Genomic DNA, 25,030 nt, shown 5'->3' with positions numbered 1-25,030 from the left:
CGTGCCGCGCGTCCACTTCATCTCCCGTCATTCTGTGAGGCCCGCCCGTGCGCAAACTTCCCGTCATCTTCGCCGCCTCGGCGGCGCTCGCCCTGACCCTCGCAGGCTGCGCGGGATCTCCGGCGCCCAGTTCCACACCGGATGCGAGTGCGACGGCGGCGCCCCAGGCCGCGGCCGGGTCGTGCACGGACACCCCGAGCGGTGCGGCCTCGGACTCGATCAAGGTGACCGGTGACGCAGGTACCAAGGCGGGGGCCACCTTCGATGCACCTCTGAGCGTCGACGCGACACAGCGAACGGTTCTCGCCAAAGGCCAGGGCGACACGATCAACATCGGCGACCTCACGAGTGTGAACTTCACGCTCTTCAACGGTACGAGCGGCAAAGAGGTGTTCTCGACCTACGACAGTGGACACAACCTCTCCGTCAGCGTCGACCAGAACAAGATTTTGGCCGGAATTGTCAAGGGCATAGAGTGCGTTCCCGCTAACTCGCGCGTCGTAGCCGTCGTACCTCCAGCTGAGGCATTCAAAGACCAGGGATCACAGAACCTCGGCATCACGGCTACAGATACGACGGTCTTCGTCATCGACATCGGAGACATCGTTCCCTCACGTGCCACAGGTGCCGACCAGCCGGCCCAGGAAGGCATGCCGACTGTCGCCCTTGCTGATGATGGAACACCGACCGTGACTATTCCCGACACTGATCCATCGCCGGATCTGCAGATCTCAGTGCTGAAAAAGGGCGACGGGCCTGTTGTGCAGGCCGGTGCTGATGTGACCGCCCAGTATCAAGGGCTCGTCTGGGGCTCGAAGAAAATCTTCGACCAGTCGTGGGGTAAGAATGGCCCGTCTCCCTTCAGCACGGCCGATGGTGCAACGATTCCCGGTTTCGCAGCTGCCATCGTGGGCCAAACCGTCGGTTCACAGGTGATCGTGTCGATTCCTCCGGCTCAGGGCTATGCAGACAAGGGCAATCCGGGCGCGGGGATCACACCCACCGACACCCTCGTCTTTGTCATCGATATCCTGGCTACAAGCTAGGCGCATGTCGAGCGCGGGTGTTTGCAAGCGGCGTGGTGGTTATGCCACCGCTCACGACGAGAACACCCGCGTTCGAGTGGGAGGATGGACGCGTGAAACGCGTAGTCATCCTTGGTTCAACCGGCTCGATCGGCGTGCAGGCGCTCGATGTCGTTCGCTCGAATCCCGAGAGGTTCGAGGTCGTCGGCCTGGGCGCCGGGCGCAACCGCGACCTCCTCGATAAGCAGGCTGCGGACTTCGGAGTCGCTGACACGGCGCTGGGTGCCGAGGAGGCATCGCAACTCGTGCGAGACGTCGATGCCGATGTCGTCCTCAACGGAATCACTGGTTCGGTGGGACTCGGGCCGAGCGTCGCGGCGCTGAAAGCCGGGCGTGTTCTCGCCCTCGCCAACAAAGAGAGTCTCATTGTGGGCGGCGACCTGCTGAAAGATCTGGCTCGCCCGGGCCAGATCGTTCCGGTCGATTCCGAGCACTCCGCGATCGCCCAGGCGCTGCGCTCGGGCACGCCGGAGGAGGTCGAGCGTCTGGTGCTCACGGCGTCGGGCGGCCCCTTCCGGGGGCGCAGTCGCGACTCGCTCGCGAATGTCACGCCGCGCGAGGCCCTCGCGCATCCGACCTGGGACATGGGGCTGGTCATCACGACCAACTCGGCCACGCTGGTGAACAAGGGCCTCGAGGTCATCGAGGCGCACCTGCTCTTCGACGTGGCATACGGCCGCATCGACGTGACGGTTCATCCCCAGTCGATCATTCACTCGATGGTCGAGTTCATCGACGGCTCCACCATCGCTCAGGCGTCGCCGCCCGACATGAAGCTGCCCATCTCGCTCGGTCTCGACTGGCCGAACCGAGTACGCGGGGTTGGGCGCCCTCTCGACTGGTCCACGTCGCAGACGTGGACGTTCGAGCCGCTCGATTCCGAGGCGTTTCCCGCCGTGGAGCTCGCCAAGGAGGTGGGACGCGCGGGAGGCAGCTACCCGGCCGTCTTCAACGCGGCGAACGAGCAGGCGGTCGCGGCGTTCCACGCGGGCAGCATCGGATTCCTCGACATCGTCGACACCATCCGCAAGGTCGTCGAGCAGCACGACGCGCCGGCCGAGATCTCCCTCGACTCGCTGGCGGAGGCCGAGCAGTGGGCTCGGCGCACAGCCGACGCTCTTATAGTCGGCTGATCCAGCAGGCCTAGTGACGGCCGCCGCACGGCTGACGTCCAGCGAACGGACAGCGGCGACCTGGGGGAGCGCTGTAACGTGTGCACGTGGAAACGGTCCTTCAGTTCATTCTCGGCGTGCTCGTCATCTTCGTGGGCCTCGTCGTCTCGATCGGCCTCCATGAGGTCGGTCACCTCGTTCCGGCGAAGCTCTTCGGAGTAAAGGTCACGCAGTACATGATCGGCTTCGGCCCCACGCTGTGGTCCAGGCGACGCGGAGAGACCGAATACGGTTTCAAAGCCATTCCCGGTGGCGGCTATATCTCGATGATCGGAATGTTCCCGCCCGCGAAGGCCGGGGGTGCCGTGCGCAACGCGAGCACCGGTTTCTTCAACACGCTCGTGCAGGACGCGCGCGAGGTGAGCGCTGAGACGATCGGCGACGAAGACGATCGCGCGTTCTATCGGCTGCCTGTCTGGAAGCGCATCATCATCATGGCCGGCGGCCCTGCGATGAACTTCGTCATCGCCATCGTGGTGTTCGCCATCGTTCTCTGCGGCTTCGGCGTGGCCAAGACGTCGATCGGCTCGATCAGCCAGTGCGTGCTGCCGACAACGAGCGAGCGACAGACCTGCGATGTGGGCGACGAGCCTGGGCCGGGCGTCGCTGCCGGCTTCGAAGAGGGCGACATCATCACGGCCATCGACGGCAAGAAAGTCTCGAATTGGGACGAGTCGACCGCGATCATTCAGAAGTCTCCGAACAAGACGCTCAGCGTCGAGGTGCAGCGAGACGGCCAGCCGGAGACGCTCACCGTGGTGCCGCTGCTCGCAGAACGCTACGAGCAGGATGCCTCCGGCAACAAGGTGCTCGACGACAAGGGTCAGCCTGTCACGCAGGAGGTCGGCTTCGTTGGCATCGGCCCGAAGCAGGAGCTCGTGCCGCAAGGCCCCGACGCTGTGCTGCCGTTCGTGGGCGAGAACATCGCCGGCGTCGTGCACATCGTCTTGAACCTTCCTCAGCGCATGGTCGACGTCGCCAACGCGGCGTTCGGTTCAGGACCACGCGATCCGAATGGACCCATCAGCGTGGTCGGGGTCGGTCGCGCCGCGGGCGAGATCGCGAGCATGGATGAGTTCACGGTGCAGTCGAAAGTGGCGACGCTTCTCAGCCTTATCGGCTCCCTGAACATCGCGCTCGGCGTCATCAACCTCGTGCCGCTTATGCCGCTCGACGGCGGCCACATCGCCGGCGCGCTGTGGGAGGGCATCCGGCGATTCTTCGCCAAGCTCTTCAAGCGCCGCGACCCTGGGCCCGTCGACACCGCCAAGCTGATGCCGCTGACATTCGCCGTGGTCATCGTTCTCGGCGCCATGAGCGTGCTGCTGACGTATGCCGACATCGTGAAGCCGATCAACCTTTTCGGCTGATCCAGCACACCGCCCCGTACCCCTCCAGACGACGCCTACACTGGAAGATGTGGCTGCTATCAATCTGGGAATGCCGAAAGTGCCTGAAACCCTCGCACCTCGGCGCAAGTCCCGTCAGATCAAAGTCGGCAAAGTACTCGTTGGCGGTGACGCTCCCGTCAGCGTCCAGTCGATGACGACGACCCCGACACCGAACATCAATGCAACTCTCCAGCAGATCGCCGAGCTCACGGCATCCGGATGCGACATCGTGCGTGTCGCCGTGCCGAGCCGTGACGACGCCGAGGCTCTGCCGATCATCGCCAAGAAGAGCCAGATCCCGGTCATCGCCGACATCCACTTTCAGCCGAACTACGTGTACGCGGCGATCGATGCCGGCTGCGCGGCCGTGCGGGTCAACCCCGGCAACATTCGCAAATTCGACGATCAGGTCGGCAAGATCGCGGCTGCAGCCAAGGCCGCAGACGTATCGATCCGTATCGGCGTGAACGCCGGCTCGCTCGAGCCCTCGATCCTGCAGAAGTACGGAAAGGCCACCCCCGAGGCGCTCGTCGAGAGCGCCGTCTGGGAGGCGAGCCTGTTCGAGGAGCACGACTTCCACGACTTCAAGATCTCGGTCAAGCACAATGACCCGGTCATCATGGTCAAGGCCTACCGCCTGCTCGCCGAACGCGGCGACTGGCCACTGCACCTCGGAGTCACGGAGGCCGGCCCCGAGTTTCAGGGCACGATCAAGAGCGCCACGGCATTCGGCATCCTGCTTTCCGAGGGCATCGGAGACACGATCCGCGTCTCGTTGTCTGCCCCTCCCGCTCAGGAGATCAAAGTGGGCCTGCAGATTCTGCAGTCGCTCAATCTGCGTGAACGAAAGCTCGAGATCGTCTCGTGCCCGAGCTGCGGTCGCGCTCAGGTCGACGTCTACAAGCTCGCCAACGATGTCACCGACGGCCTTGAGGGCATGACCGTGCCTCTGCGGGTCGCAGTGATGGGATGCGTCGTGAACGGTCCCGGAGAGGCGCGCGAGGCCGACCTCGGCGTCGCATCCGGAAATGGCAAGGGCCAGATCTTCGTCAAGGGAGAGGTCATCAAGACCGTGCCCGAGGCCGAGATCGTCGCCACGCTCATCGAAGAGGCGAATCGCCTCGCCGCCGAGATGCCGCCGACCGACACCTCCACGGGCAGCCCCGTCGTCACAGTCGGGGCCCGATGAGGCTGGATCCACTGACGCCTGAAGAGATGGAGAGGGCGGGCACTGTCGTGCACGCCGTCGAGTCGTCGTATTCGGCCACCGTCGTGGGGCAGGTCACACTGCGTCGAGCTCTGTTGGTCGCGCTGGTCGCCGGCGGCCACGTGCTCCTCGAGAGCGTTCCCGGGCTTGCCAAGACGACGGCGGCCACGACGCTCGCCCGAGCCATCCACGCTCAGTTCACGCGCATCCAGTGCACCCCCGATCTGCTGCCGAGCGACATCACCGGCACTCAGGTGTACGACGCTCGAACCAGCACTTTCGAGACCCAGCTGGGCCCGGTCCACTCGAACTTCGTGCTCCTCGACGAGGTCAACCGCTCGAGCGCGAAGACGCAGAGCGCCATGCTCGAGGCCATGCAGGAGCGCCAGACGACCATCGGCGGAACGGTCTACCCGCTGCCCGAGCCGTTCCTGGTGATGGCGACGCAGAACCCCATCGAGCAGGAGGGCACGTATCAGCTGCCCGAGGCGCAGATGGACAGGTTTCTGCTGAAGGAGATCATCGACTATCCGACGATGGAGGAAGAACTCGAGGTGTTGCGTCGCCTCGACGCCGGTGTCTTCGACGCGTCGGGCCAACACGAGGGCACGGTCAGCCTCGACGACGTTCTCTTCTTGCAGAATGCCGCCTCGCGGGTATACGTCGACGACGCGATCCGCAACTACATCGTGTCGATCGTCTACGTCACACGCAATCCGCTCAACTACATCGGTGAAGAACTGGCCGGCTACGTCGAGTACGGTGCAAGTCCTCGCGGCACCATCGCGTTTATGCAGGCCGCGCGTGCGCTCGCCCTCCTATCGGGTCGCGCGCATGTGGTGCCCGACGACGTCAAGGCGATCCGGCACGCCGTGCTGAGGCACCGGGTGATTCTGAACTTCGACGCCGACGCCGAGGGCGTGCGCCCGGAAGCCGTCATCGACGCGATTTTCGCGTCTGTTCATACGCCCTGAGCGCTATGGACAGCCTTCTCGTGCGAATCAAGTCGCGGATGTTCATCCACGCGCACCGCAAGGCGCTGCATCTGCTCGACGGGGAATACGGCTCGCTTGTCACCGGCCGCAGCATGGACTTCGAAGACCTGCGCAGCTACGTCGCAGGAGACGAGGTGCGCGACATCGACTGGAAGGCGACCGCACGCCACGGCTCGACTCTGGTCAGGCGGTACACCGCCCTGCGCAGGCAGACGGTGTACTTCGTTCTCGACACGGGTCGCAATATGGCGGCGCGAGCAGCCGACGGAGAACGCAAGAGTGAGGTCGCCCTCGCCGTCGTCGGGGTCCTCGGCTATCTCGCGGTGCGGCACGGCGACGAGGTTGCGCTGCTCTCTGGCGACGCAGAGCGCACGATCCGGCTTCCGGCCCGATCGAGTGAGGACCACCTCGAACGAGTTCTCAGGTCGATCGACGCAGCGCACGGTCTCGATTCACCGCGGAGCGATCTCGACCGCACGCTGCGGCTCGTCGCCCGCACGGTCCGCAGGCGTGCCATTGTCGTGGTCGTGACCGATGACGTTGGCCTGGGGGCCGAAGAGACGAGGCTGGTGCGTCGGCTCCGCGCCCAGCACGAACTCGTCTGGGTCACCGTGGGCGATATCGATCCGTTGCGATTGGCTGGCGCGACGGCGGTCGATGACGGATGGCAGATTCCCGAGGCGCTTCGCACTGATCGACGACTCACTGCTGAACTGGCTCGATCCATCGACCAGGAGATCGTCGATCGTCAGACGATGTTCGACGACCTGAGGGTCTCGCACAGACGCATCGGCCGTGTCGACGACGTCGTGCCGTCACTTCTGCACCTGCTGAAGGCCAGGTCTCGTGCCTGACGCCGAACTCATTCCCCCGATCGGATACAGCGGAGCCTGGCTCATCATCGGCATCGTGCTGATCGTGGTCGTCATCGCCGCGATTGTGTTGATCCTTCTGCTGCGCGCGAGCAAGCGCTCCTCGCCACCTCAGCCGTTGCCTCCCGGTGGACTTGCCGGACTCCGGGCCGAGTACCATGCCCGGATCACCGAGATCGAGACTGAGTTCGCGGCAGGTCGGCTCTCGGCCCGTTCCGCGCATCACCGCCTCAGCGCCGTCGTGCGTCAATACGGCCGTGCCGTCAGCGGAATCGACGCCCCGGTGATGACGCTCACCGAGCTGCAGTCTTCGCCTCTGCCCACGGTGGCAGCGGCGGTTGCGGAGTATTACCCGGCCTCGTTCGAGTCGGCGGATCGCAGCGAGATCTCGTCTGCCGTGGCGAGGGCGAGGCAGGTGATCGAGTCATGGGGCTAGCCAACGCGTGGATCCTCCTCGGCCTGGTGCCGGTCGTCGTCGCGGTCATCGTGGTGCCCCGGCTTACTCGACGACGACGGTCCTCGGATGCCGCGGTTCCGGTCGCTCACACCGGGCGCCTCACGAGGCTCCCCGGCTTTGTCGCGGCCGTGTCCAGAATGCGCGGACTCAGCGTCGTCACGCTTGTCCTGGTGTCTCTGTTCATGGTCACGGCCGCCCTGCTTGCCGCTCGCCCCACCGTCACGTCCACCGAGAAACTGACGAAGTTCACTCGCGACGTTGTGCTGTGTCTCGATGTCTCGGGATCGATGACCGATGTCGACATCGACGTGCTCGAACGATTCAAGGAGCTCTCAGAGGGCTTCGAGGGCGAGCGACTGGCGCTCGTCATCTTCAATTCGTCTGCCGCCCAGGTCTTTCCCCTCACCGACGACTACGACTACGTCGCGCAGCAGGTCGAAGCGGTGCGCTCGAGTCTCGACGGCACGGGGGAGTTCGGCGATGCGTTCGGCGGAACCCTTACCGGAGAGGGCGCCTCGCTCATCGGCGACGGTCTCGCGTCGTGCGTGCTCACATTCGACAGGACCGACGAGAAGAGATCGCGTTCCGTAGTTCTGGCCACCGACAACGACATCAACGGCACGCCCATCATGACCCTCGATGAGGCCGGCTCGTTCGCGAAATCACGCGATGTGCGTGTCTACGGGATCGACCCGAGCGTGTCCAAACCCGGCGACTCTGAAGACTCGGCCGAGTTTCAGCGGGTCGTCGATTCGACCGGTGGCGACTATTTCGTGCTGGAGTCGACCGACACGGTGCCGACCATCGTCGACGGCATCGAGGCGACGGAGGCTGCCCTCGTCGACGACGAACCGAAGCTGATCGTCTCCGACCAGCCCACGATCTTCGTTGTGCTCGCCGTCGTGCTCCTCGGAGGCCTGCTCGTACTCGCTTGGAGGGCCAGGCTGTGAGATTCTCTCCCGTTCTGCCGTGGCCCGCTCTCATCGCGGTATTCGCCGTGTTGGCAGCGTTCGTCGTCTGGCAGCTGCTGCTGCGCGAGAACCGATCGCGTCGACTGTCGTGGTCGGTGCGGGCAGCCATGGTCGTGCTGCTTCTGCTTGTCGCCCTTCGGCCGGGAATTCCCGGCGCCGCGGGCGAGAAGGTGACCACAGATGTCGACGTCTTCTTCGTGGTCGACACCACCACGAGCGTCGTCGCCGAAGACTTCGATGGTTCCGAACCGAGACTCGATGGCGTGAAGAGCGACATCGTCGAGCTGGTCAAGGCGTATCCGGGAGCGCGGTTCGCCCTGATGTCTTTCGATAGCTCAGCTGTGCTGCGAGTGCCGCTCACCTCTGACGCCACGGCGGTCGCGAACGCGGCAGAGGTTCTGGCTCCTGAGATCACGATCTACTCGAACGGCAGCAGCGTGACTGAAGCGAAAGAGCTCCTCGCGTCGACGCTGCAGCGCGCGCAGACCGCAGAACCGGATCGATCGCGCGTCGTGTACTACTTCGGCGACGGTGAGCAGACCTCCTCGGCGCCGGTTGAGAGCTTCGGCGATTCCGCCTCATTCGTCAGTGCGGGCTTCGTCTTCGGTTACGGCACCGAGGCCGGCGGGCAGATGCGGGTGCAGACGGGGTACTACGACGATGACAAGACCGACGACGGGTACGTCACTGACGGCACCGGTTCGCCTGCCCGTTCGGTGATCGACGAGAAGAATCTGCGCACGATAGCTGACCAGCTGGGTGCAGAGTATGTTCACCGCACCGCTCCCGGCGATGCGCCGGTCGCCGAGGTCGGTTCATCCGCGACTCGCTCCGCGTCGAACGAGCCGTCCGGCGGCACGACGGAGCTCTACTGGATTCCGGCCGCCGCCCTCGTTCTGCTGCTTGCCTTCGAAGCCATCATGGTCGTGCGGCGACTTCGTGAACTTCGCGACGCCGCCGTTCGACACGGGGGCGAGCAATGATGCGCCGTCGCACGAAGGCCGGTCTCGTCGCGTTGCCTCCGACAGTGCTCGCGACGGTTGTCGCCGTGAAGCTGATCGGACTGGCGATCGTGTCCGGTCAGGTCGCGGCGGCCTACGAGCGCGAGGACTTCGAATCGGCCACGTCGATGGCCAGATGGCTCACCGTTGTCAACGTGATCGACCCGTGGAAGGCGCACTTCGCCGTCGGCGACGGGCTCGCAGCGCAGGGTCTCGACGCGGATGCGCAGCTCGAGTTCGAGCGCGCGCTCGGCTTGGCATCCGCCAAAGACCAGTGCCCTGTGCGGGTCAACCTGTCGCTCGTGCTCGAACGCCAGGGCGATGCGGTCGTCGCGGCCGATCCGACGAAGCGTGATGAGGCATCCGCGTTCTACGACGAGGCGCTCGACGTGATCGACGAGGCAGACGCATCGTGTCGGCAGCCGCCTCAGAACGGCGAAGACGGCACCGACGATGACCTCTCCGACTCCGAGAAGCGGGTCACAGAGAAGAAGCAGGCGCTTGCCGAGCGGACTCCCGAAGACGAGGGAGACAAGAGCGACGAGCAGCCCAAGCCAGACGGTTCGCCGAGCGATGCCACGGTGGATCAGCTCGAGGAGAAGCTCCGCGAAGCAGGTCAGGATCGCAATGACCAGCAGACGGCGGAGCGCACTCCGGCCGATCCGGACTACGTCGACAAACCCTGGTGATCGGACCGTTCAGCGGAATTCGTGCTCGGACACAGCAAATTCCGAAGTTCTCTCGCTAGTTTCGGGAGCCTTGCCGAAACCCTTCGGGGTCAGACAAAGGAATCGACTCTCATCAGCTCGCTACGCACCTCTTCAGCCATCGCCCCGCGACACGGCCGCCTCGGCAACCGCTCCAGTTTCTGGGCTGTCATCCGGCTGGTCGCGATCACCGCCGTCGTCGCGGTCGTGAGCTCGGCATCGATCGCTGCGATCGCAGTGAACAGTCTTGCGACGGAGGTGCAGGCCAACACTGTCACCCTCGGCAACGAGGACGGCGTGCAACAGCTCGTCGATGTCGGGGCCATTGAGGGGGGAGTCAACGTACTTATCGTCGGCAGCGATACGCGCATCGATCAGATCTCAACGCCGGGGGACGACACCGATGGTGCGCGTAACGACGTGACGATGCTGATGCACATCAGCCAGGACCACCAGAACGTCAGCGTGATCAGCTTTCCGCGCGACACCATGATCAATATGCCTCAGTGCACCGATCAAGGCGACGGCGAGGTCAAACCGGCGCAGCGCTATCAGCAACTCAACACGGCTTTGGGCAAGGGTGGACTGCCCTGTGTCGTTTCGGCGGTCGAGCAAATAACGGGCCTCAAAATTCCCTACGCCGGAGTCATCGCTTTTGATGGCGTCGCCGCGATGACGAACATCATCGGGGGCGTCGACGTGTGCGTCTCGAAGCCCATCAACGATCCTTACAGTCAGCTGTCGCTGAGCGCCGGAATGCACACCCTCGCTGGAACGGATGCCCTCGCCTTTCTGCGCACCCGTGAGGGCGTTGGAGACGGAAGCGACCTGGCTCGCATCAGCTCACAGCAGGTGTATCTGTCGGCACTCGTGCGCAAGCTGCTCTCGAGTGACACGCTCAGCAACCCCGTCACGCTCTACGGCATTGCGCGGGCGGCGCTAACAAACATGCAGTTCTCGACTCAGCTCGCCTCCGTCGATTCGATGATTTCGATTGCGAAGGCTCTGCAGGGTGTGCAACTCGACAAGGTCGCGTTCCTTCGGTATCCGGTCAGCGGCGACCCCAACGACCCGAACCGGGTAGTCGTCAACGAGGCGGATTCCGAGATTCTTAATGCGGCACTGGCCGCCGACACTCCACTCGACCTGAGCAAGGTCGCCACGGCTGACTCTGCGACGACGGCAGACGGCACGGGAGATGCGCCAGCCACGGATCCGGCACCGGATACGCCCACCGACCCAGCGGCCGATCCCGCGGCCACAACGGCTCCGGATGCGGGCGGGCCCACCGTGCTGCCCGACTCGTTCACCGGTCAGACGGCCGCGAAGGTCACCTGCTCCGTCGGCAACTGACCTCGCTGTCGGGTCGACGCCGGTTCGATCAATAGACTGGTGAGCGTGTCAGTTCGCCTCAGCAACTATTTCCTCCGTACCCTCCGCGAAGATCCCTCCGATGCAGAGGTGGCGAGTCATCGCCTTCTCGTGCGCGGCGGCTACATCCGTCGGCAGGCTCCGGGCATCTTCGCGTGGTTGCCCATCGGTCTTCGAGTCAAGGCTCGCATCGAGAACATCATCCGCGAGGAGATGACGGCTGCCGGGGCACACGAAGTTCACTTCCCGGCACTCCTGCCCAAGGAGCCCTACGAGGTCACGGGTCGGTACACCGAGTATGGCGACGGCATGTTCCGACTCAGCGACCGGCACGAGGCAGGCTACGTGCTAGCACCCACACACGAAGAGGTGTTCACCCTTCTGGTCAAAGACCTGGTGAACAGCTATAAAGACCTCCCCCTGTCGATCTATCAGATCCAGGACAAGTACCGCGATGAGGCCAGGCCCCGCGCCGGTCTGCTGCGCGGCCGTGAGTTCACGATGAAAGACGCCTACTCGTTCGACGTCACCGACGAGGGACTCGAGACCTCGTACCAGGCGCAGCGCGCCGCATACGAACGCATTTTCACGCGGCTCGGGCTGGAGTATGTGATCGTCAAGGCCGACGCCGGAGCCATGGGAGGGTCCAAGAGCGAAGAATTCCTGCACCCGACCCCCATCGGCGAAGACACCTTCGTGCGCAGCGCCGGTGGATACGCGGCGAACGTCGAGGCGTTCACCACCGCGCCGCCCGCGCCGCGTTCCTACGCCGGACTCACGCCGCCCGAGGTCCACGACACACCCGATACCCCCACGATCGAGACTCTGGTCGACCTCGCCAACGCGAACCACCCTCGCCCCGATGGTCGCTCGTGGACCGCGGCGGACACGCTGAAGAATGTCGTCTTGGCTCTCCGAAATCTGGATGGCAGCCGCGAGCTGGTCGTCATCGGCCTTCCGGGCGACCGCGAGGTCGATCTGAAGCGCGCGGAGGTCGCCTTTGCGCCCGCCGAGGTCGAAGCCGCGATTGAGAAGGACTTCGTCGCGAATCCCGGCCTGGTCAAGGGCTACATCGGTCCGTGGTCTGTCGACGGCGCCGTTCTGGGAACGACCGGCTCTACCGGCATCCGTTATCTGCTCGACCCTCGCGTCTCCGATGGCAGTGGCTGGATCACGGGGTCGAATCAGCATGGGCGCCACGTCTTCGGGCTGGTCGCGGGGCGCGACTTCACCTCCGATGGAATCGTCGAGGTCGCTCAGGTGCTCGCCGGCGACGAGGCGCCCGACGGTTCCGGCCCTGTCGAGCTCGCGCGCGGCATGGAGATCGGACACGTCTTCCAGCTCGGTCGCAAGTACGCCGAGGCACTCGGACTCAAGGTTCAAGATGAGAACGGCAAGCTCGCCACGGTCACGATGGGCTCATACGGAATCGGAGTAACCCGGATCCTTGCGATCATCGCCGAGCTGAACAACGATGCCAAGGGCCTCATCTGGCCCAAGGCCGTCGCCCCGTTCGACGTGCATGTCGTGGCGACAGGTCGAGACGCGGCCGTCTACGAGACGGCTGAGACGATCGTCGAGGCGATCGAGGCATCCGGGCTCGAGGTTCTCTACGACGACCGCCCCAAGGTGTCGCCCGGCGTCAAGTTCGGAGACGCCGAACTGCTGGGCGTGCCGACGATCGTGATCGTCGGTCGCGGTGCCGTCGACGGGGTCGTCGAACTCTGGGATCGCGCATCCGGCGAGCGTGTCGAGGTGCCCATCACGGAGCTCGTGCCGCGCCTGCGCTGATTTGCGTGCGCGGTACCGCGGAGTCGATCCGTCGGGTAAATTGGTCTGTTGGACCTGACGCCATCCGCGTCGGGGGACCACGAACTTAATACAGAAGAAGGAGGCCGGGTTATGGACATCGACCTCAGCGTGCTCAGGCTCTTGGAACGCGAGCGGGAGATCCCGTTCGACGAACTGGTAGAGATCATCGAACAGGCGATCCTGACCGCCTACATCAAGCACACAACGCCGGTTCTGCCGGTCGACGCACCGAAAGACACGCCGGCGCCGGTCGCTCCGAATGCACGCGTGCATCTCGACCGCAAGAGCGGACACGTGAGCATTTACGTGCCCGAACTCGACGACGACGGAGCCGTGGTCGGCGAGAGCGAAGACAGCCCGAGCGACTTCGGTCGAATCGGAGCATTCGCAGCGAAGCAGGTCATCAACCAGCGTCTTCGCGACATCGCGGATGACGCCGTCCTCGGAGAGTTCAAGGGGCGCGAGGGCGACATCGTCGCCGGAATCATCCAGCAGGGACCGAACCCGCGCATGATTCACGTCGATCTCGGAACGATCGAGGCCATCCTCCCTCCCGAGGAGCAGGTTCCGGGCGAGGACTACTCCCACGGCTCACGCATCCGTGTCTACGTCACGAGCGTGTCGAAGGGAACCAAGGGGCCCTCGATCACGGTGTCCCGCACGCATCCCTCTCTCGTGCGCAAGTTGTTCGCGCTCGAGGTGCCTGAGATCGCATCGGGCGCGGTCGAGATCGTCTCGCTTGCACGCGAGGCCGGCCACCGCACCAAGATCGCCGTGCGCGCCACCGAGCCCGGCATCAACGCAAAGGGCGCCTGCATCGGTGAGCTGGGCCAGCGGGTTCGAGCCGTTACGAGCGAGCTCGGCAACGAGAAGATCGACATCGTCGACTTCTCGACCGATCTGCCCACCTTCGTTGCGAACGCGTTGTCTCCGGCCAAGGTGTCGAGCGCATTCGTCATCGACGAGTCGCTGAAGGCGGTGCGTGCTCTCGTTCCCGACTATCAGCTGTCGCTCGCGATCGGCAAAGAGGGGCAGAACGCCCGTCTGGCTGCGAAGCTCACCGGCGCCAAGATCGACATCCAGCCCGATTCGGTGATGGACGAGGCCTGACGCCGCATCACCACAGGGATCGATTCGGCAGAGGTGTAGTATGGAACCCGTAAGAACGTGCGTCGGTTGCCGCGCGCGTGCCGATCGATCCTCACTTCTGAGGGTCGTCGCCCGGATTCCAGTCGTGGTCGTCGATGAGACGGCCGTTCTGCCCGGTCGGGGCGCGTGGGTGCATCCCCGCATCGAGTGCGTCGAAAAGGCGCAGACACGCAAGGCCTTCGGCCGGGCGTTGCGCATCAAGACCGCACTCGACACGTCCTCCGTTCTCGCTTTTCTCGAGCGGCAGGCGACTCATCCATCAATCCGCAGACATTCAGTTTCTAAAGAACAGGCTGAAACGTACATCGTGACCAACTAATGAGTGACAACTAATGAGCGGCTCCAAATGAGCCCCGCGCACAACTAATGGTCTGCCCCTGTTTGGGAGCGGATCCCAGACAGGAGAATTGTGGCTGCAAAACCACGCGTACACGAAGTCGCCGCCGAGCTCGGCGTCGACAGCAAAATCGCCCTTGCGAAGCTCAAAGAAATGGGCCAGTTCGTCAAGGGTCCTTCGTCGAGCATCGAACCGCCCGTCGCACGACGCCTGAAGGAAGCCCTTCTCGCTGACGGCGCCGGAACCGTTGCCTCGACGCCCGCTCCGGCCAAGGCTGCCCCGTCGCCGGCCCGTCCCGGTGGAGCGCGAACGACAGCGACCCCTGGCCCCGCACGTCCGGCGGCACCGGCCGCCCCCACCCCTGCGGCACCCGCAGCTCCCGCTGTCGAGACTCCCGCTCCCGCTGCCTCTCCGGCTGCGCCGGCCGAGACTGCCACAGCGGCTCCGACCCCGACTCCTGCTGTCGAGACGAATCAGCCCGCGGCCCCTGTGTCTACGGGCGACACCGCTCCCGCAGGTGGAGCGCCGCGTCCCGGCGCGCCTCGTCCGGGTAACAATCCCTTCGCCAGCCAGCAGGGCATGCAACGGCCGGGTGCACCTCGTCCGGGTAATAATCCCTTCGCCAGCCAGCAGGGTATGGGAACGACCCCGCCGCCCCGCGCGGGCAGCGGCGGCGGTTCCACCGGCGCGATTCCGCGCCCGGCAGCTCCCCGTCCCGGCGCACCTCGTCCGGGCGCTCCGCGTCCCGGCGGTGCAGGCCAAGGAGCGCGTCCCGGCGGATTCGGACAGCGTCCTGCAGGCGCCGGCGGCGGATTCCGTCCCGGTGGAGCAGGTGGCGCCCGTCCCGCGGGCGGCGGCTTCCAGCGTCCCGGTGGCGCTCCCGGCGCGACTCCCGGTTTCGGCGCTCCTCGCCCCGCGGGCGGTGGCGGCCGCGGCCGTGGCCCCGGTGGAGGAACCGCCGGAGCATTCGGTCGTGGAGGCGGTCGCGCCAAGGCGCGTAAGTCGAAGCGCACGAAGCGGGCAGAGTTCGAGCTGCGGGAAGCCCCGTCGCTCGGAGGCGTCAGCGTTCCCCGTGGTGATGGCTCGACCGTGGTGCGACTGCGCCGCGGAGCATCCATCACCGACTTCGCCGACAAGATCGACGCGAGCCCCGGAAACCTCGTCACCGTGCTGTTCCACCTCGGTGAGATGGCCACGGCGACGGAGTCCCTCGACGAGGCGACCTTCGACATCCTGGGTGAAGAGCTCGGCTACAAGATCCAGATGGTCTCCCCGGAAGACGAGGATCGCGAGCTGCTGAGCGGCTTCGACATCGACATCGACCAGGAGCTCGAAGACGAAACCGACGAGGATCTCGAGATCCGGCCGCCGGTCGTCACTGTCATGGGCCACGTCGACCACGGTAAGACGAGACTCCTCGACGCCATCCGCAGCGCCAACGTGGTTGCCGGCGAGGCTGGTGGCATCACCCAGCACATCGGTGCGTACCAGGTCTCGGCCGAGCACGAGGGCGTCGATCGCAAGATCACCTTCATCGACACCCCGGGCCACGAGGCGTTCACCGCCATGCGCGCCCGTGGTGCGCAGGTCACCGACATCGCCATCCTGGTGGTCGCGGCCGACGACGGCATCATGCCCCAGACGGTAGAGGCCCTCAACCACGCCCAGGCGGCCAACGTGCCGATCGTGGTCGCGGTCAACAAGGTCGACAAGGTCGGCGCGAACCCCGCCAAGGTGCGCCAGCAGCTCACCGAGTTCGGCCTCGTCGCCGAAGAATACGGTGGAGACGTTATGTTCGTCGACGTGTCGGCGCTCAACAACATCGGCATCAAGGAACTCCTTGACGCCGTGCTGCTGACGGCCGATGCCGGTCTCGACATGCGCGCCAACCCGAACAAGGATGCCCGTGGCGTCGCCATCGAGGCGAAGCTCGACAAGGGCCGCGGCGCGGTTGCAACCGTGCTCATCCAGTCGGGAACGCTGCGCGTCGGAGACCCGATCGTCGCCGGAACCGCGTACGGCAAGGTGCGAGCAATGCACGATGAGGATGGCAACATCGTCACCGAGGCCACGCCCGCCCGCCCCGTGCAGGTACAGGGACTCTCGACGGTGCCTCGCGCCGGCGACACGTTCCTGGTCACCGAAGACGACCGCACCGCCCGCCAGATCGCCGAGAAGCGCGAAGCCGTCGAGCGCAACGCCCTGCTGGCCAAGAGTCGCAAGCGCATCTCGCTCGAGGACTTCACCCGCGCACTCGAAGAGGGCAAGGTCGAGTCGCTCAACCTCATCATCAAGGGTGACGTCTCCGGTGCCGTCGAGGCGCTCGAAGAGTCGCTGCTCAAGATCGAGGTCGACGATTCGGTTCAGCTGCGCATCATCCACCGTGGTGTTGGTGCCGTCACCGAGTCCGACGTCAACCTGGCAACGGTCGACAACGCGATCATCATCGGGTTCAACGTTCGCCCCGACACGAAGGCGCGCGAGCGTGCCGCTCGTGAGGGTGTCGACGTGCGCTTCTACTCGGTCATCTACTCCGCACTCGAAGACATCGAGAACTCGCTCAAGGGCATGCTCAAGCCCGAGTTCGAAGAGGTGCAGTCGGGTGTGGCGGAGATCCGCGAGGTGTTCCGTTCCTCCAAGTTCGGAAACATCGCCGGTGTCATCGTGCGCTCGGGAACCATCACGAGGAACGCCAAGGCGCGGGTCATCCGCGACGGCGTCGTGGTCGGCGACAACCTGGCCATCGAGTCGCTGCGTCGCTTCAAGGACGACGTCACCGAGGTTCGTACGGACTTCGAAGCCGGTATCGGCCTCGGCAAGTTCAACGACATCCAGATCGGCGACGAGATCGAGACCATCGAGATGAAGGAGAAGCCGCGCGTCTAGTCCTCACGGACTGTGATCGCAGCTTCGAAAGAGAACGGAAAGCACCATGGCTGATCCCGCACGCGCCAGAAAAATGGCGGAGCGAATCCAGGTCATCGTCGCGAAGACGCTCGAGCGGGGGTTGAAAGACCCCCGCCTGGGCTTCGTCACCATCACCGATGTGAGAGTGACGGGCGACCTGCAGCACGCATCGGTCTTCTACACGGTGTACGGCTCAGACGAAGAGCGCGCAGACAGCGCGGCGGCTCTGAAGAGCGCCACGGGAATGCTGCGGAGCGAGGTGGGCAAGAACATCACCGCCCGCCTCACTCCGAGCCTGGAGTTCATTCCGGACGGCATCCCCGAGAATGCGCAGTTGATCGACGGCCTCCTGGCCGAAGCGCAGCAGCGAGACGCCGAGACCCTTCGGCTCGCTCGCGAGGCGAAGTACGCCGGCGACGCCGACCCGTACATCAAGCCGCGACAGCCCGGCGACGACGAGCTCGATGAGTTCGACGACGAAGATGACGACGAGCCGGTGACGACTCCTCGTCACTAGCGCGAATCGTCAGTTGATTCTGCGAAATACAGCGGCGACTTCCTCGACCTCGAGGAAGTCGCCGCTTTTTTCTACCCGGTGCACCAGCTCGGTGAGTGTCTCGTTGATGGGTGCTGTCAGCCCCGACGCGCGGGCCGCTCGCACGACGGCACCGTTGAGGTAGTCGATCTCTGTCGGCTGGCCGCGTCGGATGCTCTGCAACGTCGATCCAGGATTGGGCGTGTCGCCCATTCTCGATGCCATCACGCGTGGAAGCACACGGCCGATTGAGATCGGTGCCATCGCGAAAGCTCGCAGAAGCGGCTGGCTGAGGCCCTGCAGGGAGGCGAAACGCACTCCGGTCGCGAACCCGATCCGCACCGCTTCGCGCATGCTCCCTGTGACAATTCGGCCAAGCACCGGATGCACGAGGGTCACCTGGGCGGACAGCCCGGTGATGGCGGGCATCGCGTTGACCTGGTTCACGATGAGCTTCGACCACTGCGCACCGCGGAAATCGGAGACCAGCTGTGTTGGCATGGCCGCGCCGAGCGTGGACGATACGTGTGCGGCGATGTCTCGACGGGTCGGGTCGTTGGTGCCGATGATCGTAGGGCCGGCGGCGGTCACGTCGATGAGACCGGCTCGCAGATAGCTCGCAGCGTACACCGCGATCGCGCCGACGATGGGGGAGCCCGGCAGGAGTTCCTCGGCGATGCGCACCCCGTCGAGTCCGTTCTGCACGATCACCACGGGGATTCCGGCCAGCCATTCGGCGTTCGCCGTGATCGCGCCCGCTGCATCCTGCGCCTTGGTGCACACGAACGCCAGCTCGGGCGGCACGTCGAGTACTGCGGATGCGCGAGGCCGGGCCGTGTGCTCGCCCCAGCCTCCCGAGACTCGCAGGCCGGATGCGCGGATTGTCTCGAGCTGTTCGCCCCGCGCCGTTATGGCCACGTCGTGACCCGCGCGATCGAGAAGCGCGGCGATAGTGCCGCCGATCGCTCCAGCTCCGATCACGCCGATTCGCATGCTTCAAGCCTACGTGCTGGGGTCTACCGGGCTACTTCCACACGTCGCTGACAAGCGTGTCCAGCAGGTCTGGCGTGGAGATGTTGGCCTGGCTGACCCGGATGAAGACGCCGTCACGGACGAGGAGCGTATTGCCGACCTCGACGTTGTACTTGGAATCGGTCGAGAACTTCGTGCATGTCTCGGCGGAACCCTCCGCGGTGCAGCTGAACCCATCGGCGGGCAGTGACTGCATGTAGGCGGCCGAGATGGCAGGATCGACCTCGCCGACCTCGACGGACAGGTTCGTGATGTCGGCCTGCGGGTCTCTCCAGATGCATCGGAGCTCGGTCGCCGACAACATCGACTCGAGCAGAGTCGCGCCGCTCGGGGCGGGGGTCGGCGAAATGGATCCTGTTTGCGTGTAATACGGCTCGCCCGGGGTTCCGACCACCCCTGGGTCGTTCAACGGCCAACTCCCGAACGTGGAGGTGAAGGGAGTGGACGCGATGAGCGAGGCGCAATCGGTCGGGATCGTGTACGCGGCCGGCTCGGGAGCCGGGGGCGTGGTCTCGGGAACGGCCGGTTCGGAGCTCGTCGAGGGGGTGGCTGCCGAGGGCGACGTGGTGGTTGGTTGACCGCCCGACGGAGCCCCCGCGCATCCGGTCAGCACGACCGCGAGAAGGGTGACCGAAACGCCGAGGAGAGCCCTCATTCTTTTACCGCCTTCGTCAATCGACCTGGTGGCCAGCATAGGGCCGATCACGAAGGCAGAGCGAAGCCATCCGGCGTTCGGGCCAGAAGCCCGTCGGCGAGAAGCCCGTCGACGGCCCGCTCGAGTTGCACCCGGTCGTGCCAGACGGCGTCGACGGCTCCGATGGGCACCCCGTGGGCACCCTCGCTCGCGCGGAGAAGCGCGAGAACGAGACCCCGCACCTGGCGGTCGGAGCCCTCGAACTTCTTCTGCACCTTTTTCTTCGGCCCGCCCGTCTCGGGGAAGCCGGCACGAAGCCAGGCGCACGACGTGCGAATTGGACAGATGTCGCAATCAGGGCGCCTCGCCGTGCACACCACGGCGCCGAGCTCCATGATGGCGGCGTTGAAGCTGCGTGCATCGAGTTCATCGTGCGGAAGTAGACGATCCATCGCATCGAGGTCGCGCCGAGCGCTCGGCGGACCGGCGTCGTCGCGGCCATCGACCGATCGGGCGATCACGCGCCGGGTATTCGTGTCGACCACCGGATGCCTATCGCCGTACGCGAAGACCGCCACAGCCCTCGACGTATAGTCCCCGATGCCGGGAAGCGCCCGCAGCGCCTCGACGTCTGAGGGAACGATGCCGCCATGCTGCTCGGTGATGGCCACGGCACACGCGTGCAGCCACAGGGCTCGCCGAGGGTAGCCGAGCGACTGCCAGGCGCGCACGGCCTCACCAGGGGAGTCCGCGGCCAGCGCCTCGGGGGTGGGCCAGCGCTCGAGCCACTCTTCGAGGCGCGGAATGACTCGCACAACGGGCGTCTGCTGCAGCATGAACTCGCTGACCAGAATGCCCCAGGCCCCGAATCCCGGAGCGCGCCAGGGCAGATCGCGCGCGGATGTTTCGAACCACTCGATCAGCGCGCGGGCGTAGTCGCTCGTGGCGGCCGCTCCTGGAGAACCGATGGGCGGGGCGTTCGTCGTCACCGTGACAGCCTAGGCGGACTTCGGGCGACTACCTTGACGGCTCCCGCGACGCTTGTGAGATGCTCTTGGCGTGATCGCTTACTATTGGCCCGTTTTCAACCTTCAGCTCAAGACGGAGCGGTTGGTGCTCCGGTCTCCGAGTGACGATGAGCTGGCGGCACTCGCCGGAGTCGCTGCGGACGGGGTCCATGCGCCAGGGGAGTGCCCGTACCTCGTGCCCTGGACAGAAGGGACGCCCAGACAGCGTGCAGTGCACGTCATCCAGCAGCACTGGAGGCGCCGTGGCGAATGGACTCCGGAGTCGTGGGCCCTTGAACTGGGGCTGTTCGTCGAGGAAAGGCCCGTCGGCATGGTGGCCATGCGGGCACAGGATTTTCGTGTGCGGCGAGAGGTGAAGACAGAATCATGGCTCGGAGTCGAATTTCAACGACGCGGGCTGGGAACCGAGGCGCGCGCCGCGCTGCTGCACCTGGCATTCGCGGCGCTCGGGGCGGAGAGTGCTGTAAGCGAGGTCTTCCAAGACAACGCCGGGTCGCAGGGTGTGTCTCGACGCCTCGGCTACCGAAGAGACGGGGTGTCGCGGGATATGCGCGACGGACGCGTGGTTGTTTCGGATCGCCTTCGTCTCGATAGGAAAGACTGGGTCAGTGCCGAGCGAATGAGCGTGACGGTGACGGGCGTGGCGTCGTGTTTGGCGCTTTTCGGCGCTGCTCAAATAATCGACGACGCTCACATGGGTGCCGAGACAGAGCCCGATGCATGATCGTTTGGCTTCACGGCACCCACGGGGCAGGTAAAACGACGACCGCCGCACTCCTGCAGAAGCTGCTGCCGAATTCTCGCGTCCTCGACGCGAAGACCGCCTCGCCTGAGCGGGTCGCACAGCAGGTCGCCGACTCCGTGTTGCGTGCCTACACTTGAGGCGTGGCAACAGACCTCTCGCAAGACCGCGCAGACAGCCGTCGCTTCTTCGATGCCCAGGCGGCCGAGATCGTGCACAACTACGGTCGGGGCCGAGCCGTCGTCGCTGTGGACGGCGCGGTTCACGCTTCGGAATTCGGCCACGACCTGGTGACCGCTCTCGATCGCGCGGGCCACGCATCCATCTTCGCCTCGATCGACGACTTCGTGCATCCGAAAGTTCCCGGTGAGAACGCTCGCCAGACGTCGTCTGACTACTACGACCGTCGCTACGACTACGCCACGTTCAGGCGCGTGCTCATCGATCCGTTCCGCCTCGGAGGCAGTGCCGGTTTCGTCGTGGCGGCCTTCGATGAGAGTGCCTCCAGGGCTATCGAACCGGTCTGGCGAACGGCGCCGGCCGACGCCATTCTGGTCGTTGCCGGTCCGTTCCTCGCGCGGGGAGAACTGCGCGGTACGTTCAACTACACGATTTTTCTCGAGACGCCGGTGCGCCCCCGGAGTGCCGTACTCGACGAGGCCCTCGATCGCTACACGGCCGAGGCAGGGCCGCGCTTCTCTGCGACGGCAATCGTCGACACTACCGACCCCGAACGACCCCGGAGGGTGTTCGCGGACAGCTGCTGATGCTGCCGCACGGGCCCTCTGCCCGAGCGCGGAGCGGAGCGCGTTTACAGTTGAGGGGTGCCAGACCAGTTCACCCGAGAAAAAGCCGAGCCGTCGACGCGTAGCGGCGTTCTCCTCATCGACAAGCCCGCGGGCCTGACGAGCCACGATGTCGTCGCCCGCACCCGCCGAATAGCGGGAACGCGAAAGGTCGGGCACGCCGGCACACTCGATCCGATGGCCACGGGCCTGCTCGTTCTCGGCGTGAACACGTCGACGCGGCTGCTCACCTACGTGGTCGGCCTCGACAAGGAGTACCTGGCGACGATCAGACTCGGTGTCGCGACGACGACGGACGACGCAGAGGGGGAGGTCATCTCCGTGGCCCGGGCGGGTGCCGTCAGCAGTCTCGAAGCGGCGGACATCCGGTCTCAGGTCGCGCGTTTGACGGGTGACATCGAGCAGACGCCGAGTTCTGTGAGCGCCATCAAGGTCGACGGCAAGCGCGCTTATGCGCTCGTTCGCGACGGTGTCGAGGTGCAGCTCAAGTCGAGGCCGGTGACCGTGTCGGAGTTCGAGATCCTCGACCAGCGCTCCGCCAGCACCGAAGAGGGTGCCGACGCGATCGACCTCGATGTGCGAGTGGTCTGCTCGTCGGGAACCTACATTCGCGCTCTCGCCCGCGATCTGGGCGCCTCCGTCGGCGTTGGTGGACACTTGACCGCCCTTAGACGCACACGCATCGGCCCGTTCAGCGTCTCCGAGGCATCCGAACTCGACACCGTCGTCGTGGCCGAAGCCCTCGAAGCCCCGGCAGCGACGGCTTCGCGTCTGTTCCGGACGCTCGAGCTCAGCGAAGTGCAGAGCATCGACCTGGGGCACGGCAAGAAACTCGCGCTGGGCGACGACGTTCCGGATGCCGCGGGCCCGGTTGCCGCGATCGCTCCCGACGGCCGCCTGGTCGGCCTCGTCTCCGTCTCAGCGGGCCGTGCAAAGACACTGGTCAATTTTCCCCCGGACCCAGAATCAGGCATAGAACCGGCCTCGAGCGGAGCGTCCGAATGATCGAGTGGCTCACGATCGTGCAGGTAGTGGTTGCTGTTGCCGGCGGCATCCTGTGTCTCGTACTGGGGTTTGCGGGTCGCAAGCCGAACGACTACACACTCGGCGCTGTGGCGCTCGTGGAGGTGCTTCTGGTTGCGCAGTTGATCTCGGCGATCGTGTCTCCGTTCGCCGGCAACAACCCGAGCGGCGACCCTCTCGAGTTCTACACCTACCTCGTCTCCGCTCTGCTGCTTCCGGCCGCGGGAGCGTTCTGGGCGCTCGTGGAGAGAACCCGATGGAGCACCGTGATCCTGGGAGTAGTGTGTCTCGCGATCGCCGTGATGGTCTACCGGATGAACGTGATCTGGTTCGTGCAGGGCGCCTGACGGAGTTCTGCATGCATACGGGTTGTAAACTCGATTCGCCATGCCAGAACTCACTGCCCCCGCGCCCCGCTCGACACGCTCGAAAGGCATCGGCAGGGTACTCATCGTCGTATACGGCATCCTGGCCCTCGGAGCCACAGGACGGTCGTTCGTGCAGATCGCGAACGCCGTCAGAGACTCGCAGCAGGTTCCGCTGGCGTTCTGGCTGTCGGCCCTCGCCAGCGTGGTCTATATCGTCGCGACGATCGCTCTGATCGCACCCGGACGAGTCTGGTACCGCGTCGCCTGGATCACGATCACCTTCGAGCTCGTCGGGGTACTCGTCGTCGGCACACTCAGCCTCACCCACCCTGAGCTGTTCGCCAGGCCGAGCGTGTGGTCATGGTATGGAAACGGCTACCTGTTCATCCCGCTGGTTCTTCCGGTTCTGGGCATGCTCTGGCTCCGGTGGCGCCGGCCAGAGTCCGATGCTGTCGATCGAGACGCGTCACCGGACGCCGCATGAGGGTCTTCACCGGTCTCGACTCTGTTCCCTCTGACATCGGCCGTTCTGCCGTCACCATCGGTAAGTTCGACGGCGTGCACGCCGGCCACAGAGCGGTTATCCGACAGCTGCTCGGTGTCGCCGAAGCACAGTCGCTCACGAGCGTCGTCGTGACCTTCGACAGACATCCACTCGCGCTGCTCTCGCCGGGCAGCTGCCCGGCGACTCTCGTGGGCACCGAGCGCAAGATCGAGCTGCTGTCGTCGACAGGTGTCGATGCCGCTCTCGTTCTCACCTTCGACAGAGCATTCGCAGATCAGAGCCCCGAAGAGTTCGTCTCCCGTATGCTCGTCGACGCCCTGCACGCCAAGATCGTTCTCGTCGGCAGCGATTTCCGCTTCGGAGCGCGCGGTGCGGGCGATGTCGGCCTGCTTCGAGAGCTCGGTCGGCAGCACGGATTCGAGGTGCGACTCATCGACGACGTGCGCCTCGACGGCGACCGTCGCGTTTCGTCGACATGGATCCGCGAGTTGCTGAGAGAGGGCGACGTCGAGGGGGCTGCAGAACTGCTCGGCCATGTCCCCACAGTGCGCGGCATGGTCGTGCACGGCGCCGCGAGGGGGCGCGAACTCGGGTTTCCCACGGCGAACCTCTCACCGGAGTCGCAGGGGCTCATTCCGGCCGACGGAGTCTATGCGGGGTGGCTCACCGACAACGGGGTGAGATACCCGGCGGCCATCTCGGTGGGCAACAATCCCACCTTCACAGGCGTGCCCCAGAAACAGGTCGAGGCGTTCGTGCTCGATCAAGACATCGACCTCTACGACCATGTCGTCGATGTGGAATTCACCCATCGCATCCGCGGCATGGTCAAATACACCGGTGTTGGGCCGCTCATCGAGCAGATGAACGATGATGTCGTGCAGGTTCGACGACTGCTCGCCTGAGCCGCTCAGGCCGGTCTG

The 25,030-nt window shown here is 65.1% G+C and carries 26 protein-coding genes; 23 read left to right on the top strand and 3 right to left on the bottom strand.

What is annotated here, in order from left to right:
• Positions 1-47: 47 nt before the first annotated feature.
• The 16 genes from TZ00_RS01225 (at position 48) to rbfA (ending at position 17,951) form a co-directional block, all read left to right on the top strand.
• On the top strand, positions 48-1,046 hold the full coding sequence (locus tag TZ00_RS01225) for an FKBP-type peptidyl-prolyl cis-trans isomerase (RefSeq protein ID WP_044438670.1): 999 nt from the start codon (positions 48-50) through the stop codon (positions 1,044-1,046).
• A 92-nt stretch (positions 1,047-1,138) separates the two neighbouring features.
• On the top strand, positions 1,139-2,218 hold the full coding sequence (gene dxr, locus TZ00_RS01220) for a 1-deoxy-D-xylulose-5-phosphate reductoisomerase (protein WP_174436052.1): 1,080 nt from the start codon (positions 1,139-1,141) through the stop codon (positions 2,216-2,218).
• Positions 2,219-2,304: 86 nt separating this feature from the next.
• Positions 2,305-3,627: a M50 family metallopeptidase gene (locus tag TZ00_RS01215; protein WP_044439262.1), complete on the top strand. Its 1,323-nt coding sequence runs from the start codon at positions 2,305-2,307 to the stop codon at positions 3,625-3,627.
• Positions 3,628-3,676: 49 nt separating this feature from the next.
• Complete coding sequence (ispG, locus tag TZ00_RS01210) at positions 3,677-4,837, top strand: flavodoxin-dependent (E)-4-hydroxy-3-methylbut-2-enyl-diphosphate synthase (RefSeq protein WP_166428656.1); 1,161 nt, start codon at positions 3,677-3,679, stop codon at positions 4,835-4,837.
• Complete coding sequence (locus TZ00_RS01205) at positions 4,834-5,829, top strand: AAA family ATPase (protein WP_044438666.1); 996 nt, start codon at positions 4,834-4,836, stop codon at positions 5,827-5,829. The genes ispG and TZ00_RS01205 overlap by 4 nt, the downstream gene beginning before the upstream one ends.
• Positions 5,830-5,834: 5 nt before the next feature.
• Positions 5,835-6,704 (top strand): DUF58 domain-containing protein, encoded by an 870-nt coding sequence (locus TZ00_RS01200; protein WP_044438664.1) that lies wholly within the window; start codon positions 5,835-5,837, stop codon positions 6,702-6,704.
• On the top strand, positions 6,697-7,158 hold the full coding sequence (locus TZ00_RS01195; RefSeq protein ID WP_052521182.1) for a hypothetical protein: 462 nt from the start codon (positions 6,697-6,699) through the stop codon (positions 7,156-7,158). Before TZ00_RS01200 ends, TZ00_RS01195 begins: the two co-directional genes overlap by 8 nt.
• Positions 7,149-8,129: a vWA domain-containing protein gene (locus tag TZ00_RS01190; protein WP_044438662.1), complete on the top strand. Its 981-nt coding sequence runs from the start codon at positions 7,149-7,151 to the stop codon at positions 8,127-8,129. Before TZ00_RS01195 ends, TZ00_RS01190 begins: the two co-directional genes overlap by 10 nt.
• Positions 8,126-9,133: a vWA domain-containing protein gene (locus TZ00_RS01185; RefSeq protein WP_044438660.1), complete on the top strand. Its 1,008-nt coding sequence runs from the start codon at positions 8,126-8,128 to the stop codon at positions 9,131-9,133. Before TZ00_RS01190 ends, TZ00_RS01185 begins: the two co-directional genes overlap by 4 nt.
• Positions 9,130-9,840, top strand: a complete 711-nt coding sequence (locus tag TZ00_RS01180; protein WP_044438657.1) for a hypothetical protein — start codon at positions 9,130-9,132, stop codon at positions 9,838-9,840. The genes TZ00_RS01185 and TZ00_RS01180 overlap by 4 nt, the downstream gene beginning before the upstream one ends.
• Positions 9,841-10,065: 225 nt before the next feature.
• The gene (locus tag TZ00_RS01175) at positions 10,066-11,211 is read left to right on the top strand and encodes an LCP family protein (protein WP_152631047.1); all 1,146 of its coding nucleotides are present in this window, start codon (positions 10,066-10,068) and stop codon (positions 11,209-11,211) included.
• A gap of 45 nt (positions 11,212-11,256) precedes the next feature.
• Positions 11,257-13,020 (top strand): proline--tRNA ligase, encoded by a 1,764-nt coding sequence (locus TZ00_RS01170; RefSeq protein WP_044439254.1) that lies wholly within the window; start codon positions 11,257-11,259, stop codon positions 13,018-13,020.
• Positions 13,021-13,131: 111 nt separating this feature from the next.
• On the top strand, positions 13,132-14,151 hold the full coding sequence (gene nusA, locus TZ00_RS01165) for a transcription termination factor NusA (RefSeq protein ID WP_044438655.1): 1,020 nt from the start codon (positions 13,132-13,134) through the stop codon (positions 14,149-14,151).
• Between the two features lie 40 nt (positions 14,152-14,191).
• Positions 14,192-14,509, top strand: coding sequence for a YlxR family protein (locus tag TZ00_RS01160; protein WP_044438653.1), 318 nt, complete (start codon positions 14,192-14,194; stop codon positions 14,507-14,509).
• 90 nt (positions 14,510-14,599) lie between these two features.
• Positions 14,600-17,413, top strand: coding sequence for a translation initiation factor IF-2 (gene infB, locus TZ00_RS01155; protein ID WP_044438651.1), 2,814 nt, complete (start codon positions 14,600-14,602; stop codon positions 17,411-17,413).
• A gap of 46 nt (positions 17,414-17,459) precedes the next feature.
• Positions 17,460-17,951 carry a 30S ribosome-binding factor RbfA gene (gene rbfA, locus TZ00_RS01150; RefSeq protein ID WP_044438649.1) on the top strand — a complete coding sequence of 164 codons (492 nt, stop codon included), beginning with the start codon at positions 17,460-17,462 and terminating at the stop codon, positions 17,949-17,951.
• A gap of 9 nt (positions 17,952-17,960) precedes the next feature.
• Here the strand turns inward: rbfA and TZ00_RS01145 are convergent, their stop codons facing one another.
• Genes TZ00_RS01145 through TZ00_RS01135 form a run of 3 tightly spaced genes read right to left on the bottom strand, consistent with a single transcriptional unit; the run spans position 17,961 to position 20,624 of the window.
• Positions 17,961-18,962, bottom strand: a complete 1,002-nt coding sequence (locus TZ00_RS01145; protein ID WP_044438647.1) for a ketopantoate reductase family protein — start codon at positions 18,960-18,962, stop codon at positions 17,961-17,963.
• Positions 18,963-18,993: 31 nt separating this feature from the next.
• Positions 18,994-19,656 carry a hypothetical protein gene (locus TZ00_RS01140; protein WP_044438645.1) on the bottom strand — a complete coding sequence of 221 codons (663 nt, stop codon included), beginning with the start codon at positions 19,654-19,656 and terminating at the stop codon, positions 18,994-18,996.
• Between the two features lie 47 nt (positions 19,657-19,703).
• Positions 19,704-20,624, bottom strand: coding sequence for an HhH-GPD family protein (locus TZ00_RS01135; RefSeq protein WP_420796219.1), 921 nt, complete (start codon positions 20,622-20,624; stop codon positions 19,704-19,706).
• 70 nt (positions 20,625-20,694) lie between these two features.
• On the opposite strand from TZ00_RS01135, the gene TZ00_RS01130 reads away from it, so the two are divergent.
• The 7 genes from TZ00_RS01130 to TZ00_RS01105 are packed head-to-tail and all read left to right on the top strand — an operon-like array spanning position 20,695 to position 25,012.
• Complete coding sequence (locus TZ00_RS01130) at positions 20,695-21,387, top strand: GNAT family N-acetyltransferase (protein WP_044438643.1); 693 nt, start codon at positions 20,695-20,697, stop codon at positions 21,385-21,387.
• A complete protein-coding gene (locus tag TZ00_RS20235) occupies positions 21,384-21,545 on the top strand; it encodes a hypothetical protein (protein ID WP_238579529.1) in 162 nt (53 codons plus the stop codon). Before TZ00_RS01130 ends, TZ00_RS20235 begins: the two co-directional genes overlap by 4 nt.
• A gap of 3 nt (positions 21,546-21,548) precedes the next feature.
• Complete coding sequence (locus tag TZ00_RS18545) at positions 21,549-22,172, top strand: nucleoside/nucleotide kinase family protein (RefSeq protein ID WP_052521180.1); 624 nt, start codon at positions 21,549-21,551, stop codon at positions 22,170-22,172.
• 57 nt (positions 22,173-22,229) lie between these two features.
• Positions 22,230-23,216, top strand: a complete 987-nt coding sequence (gene truB / locus TZ00_RS01120; protein ID WP_044438641.1) for a tRNA pseudouridine(55) synthase TruB — start codon at positions 22,230-22,232, stop codon at positions 23,214-23,216.
• Complete coding sequence (locus tag TZ00_RS01115) at positions 23,213-23,581, top strand: hypothetical protein (protein WP_044438639.1); 369 nt, start codon at positions 23,213-23,215, stop codon at positions 23,579-23,581. The genes truB and TZ00_RS01115 overlap by 4 nt, the downstream gene beginning before the upstream one ends.
• A 40-nt stretch (positions 23,582-23,621) precedes the next feature.
• On the top strand, positions 23,622-24,086 hold the full coding sequence (locus TZ00_RS01110; RefSeq protein WP_044438637.1) for a hypothetical protein: 465 nt from the start codon (positions 23,622-23,624) through the stop codon (positions 24,084-24,086).
• A complete protein-coding gene (locus tag TZ00_RS01105; protein WP_044438635.1) occupies positions 24,083-25,012 on the top strand; it encodes a bifunctional riboflavin kinase/FAD synthetase in 930 nt (309 codons plus the stop codon). The genes TZ00_RS01110 and TZ00_RS01105 overlap by 4 nt, the downstream gene beginning before the upstream one ends.
• Positions 25,013-25,030: the final 18 nt, after the last annotated feature.

The organism is Agreia bicolorata (assembly GCF_000938265.1).
Classification (GTDB): Bacteria; Actinomycetota; Actinomycetes; order Actinomycetales; family Microbacteriaceae; genus Agreia; species Agreia bicolorata.
This window is presented reverse-complemented; position numbering and strand designations above follow the sequence as displayed.

Excerpts from the sequence above, each read along its gene's own strand:
- TZ00_RS01205 (WP_044438666.1), top strand. The coding sequence starts at position 4,834 with ATGAGGCTGGATCCACTGACGCCTGAAGAGATGGAGAGGGCGGGCACT.
- TZ00_RS01200 (WP_044438664.1), top strand. The coding sequence starts at position 5,835 with ATGGACAGCCTTCTCGTGCGAATCAAGTCGCGGATGTTCATCCACGCG.
- TZ00_RS01190 (WP_044438662.1), top strand. The coding sequence starts at position 7,149 with ATGGGGCTAGCCAACGCGTGGATCCTCCTCGGCCTGGTGCCGGTCGTC.
- TZ00_RS01180 (WP_044438657.1), top strand. The coding sequence starts at position 9,130 with ATGATGCGCCGTCGCACGAAGGCCGGTCTCGTCGCGTTGCCTCCGACA.
- nusA (WP_044438655.1), top strand. The coding sequence starts at position 13,132 with ATGGACATCGACCTCAGCGTGCTCAGGCTCTTGGAACGCGAGCGGGAG.
- TZ00_RS01160 (WP_044438653.1), top strand. The coding sequence starts at position 14,192 with ATGGAACCCGTAAGAACGTGCGTCGGTTGCCGCGCGCGTGCCGATCGA.
- rbfA (WP_044438649.1), top strand. The coding sequence starts at position 17,460 with ATGGCTGATCCCGCACGCGCCAGAAAAATGGCGGAGCGAATCCAGGTC.
- TZ00_RS01145 (WP_044438647.1), bottom strand. The coding sequence starts at position 18,962 with ATGCGAATCGGCGTGATCGGAGCTGGAGCGATCGGCGGCACTATCGCC.
- TZ00_RS01140 (WP_044438645.1), bottom strand. The coding sequence starts at position 19,656 with ATGAGGGCTCTCCTCGGCGTTTCGGTCACCCTTCTCGCGGTCGTGCTG.
- TZ00_RS20235 (WP_238579529.1), top strand. The coding sequence starts at position 21,384 with ATGATCGTTTGGCTTCACGGCACCCACGGGGCAGGTAAAACGACGACC.
- TZ00_RS01115 (WP_044438639.1), top strand. The coding sequence starts at position 23,213 with ATGATCGAGTGGCTCACGATCGTGCAGGTAGTGGTTGCTGTTGCCGGC.
- TZ00_RS01110 (WP_044438637.1), top strand. The coding sequence starts at position 23,622 with ATGCCAGAACTCACTGCCCCCGCGCCCCGCTCGACACGCTCGAAAGGC.
- TZ00_RS01105 (WP_044438635.1), top strand. The coding sequence starts at position 24,083 with ATGAGGGTCTTCACCGGTCTCGACTCTGTTCCCTCTGACATCGGCCGT.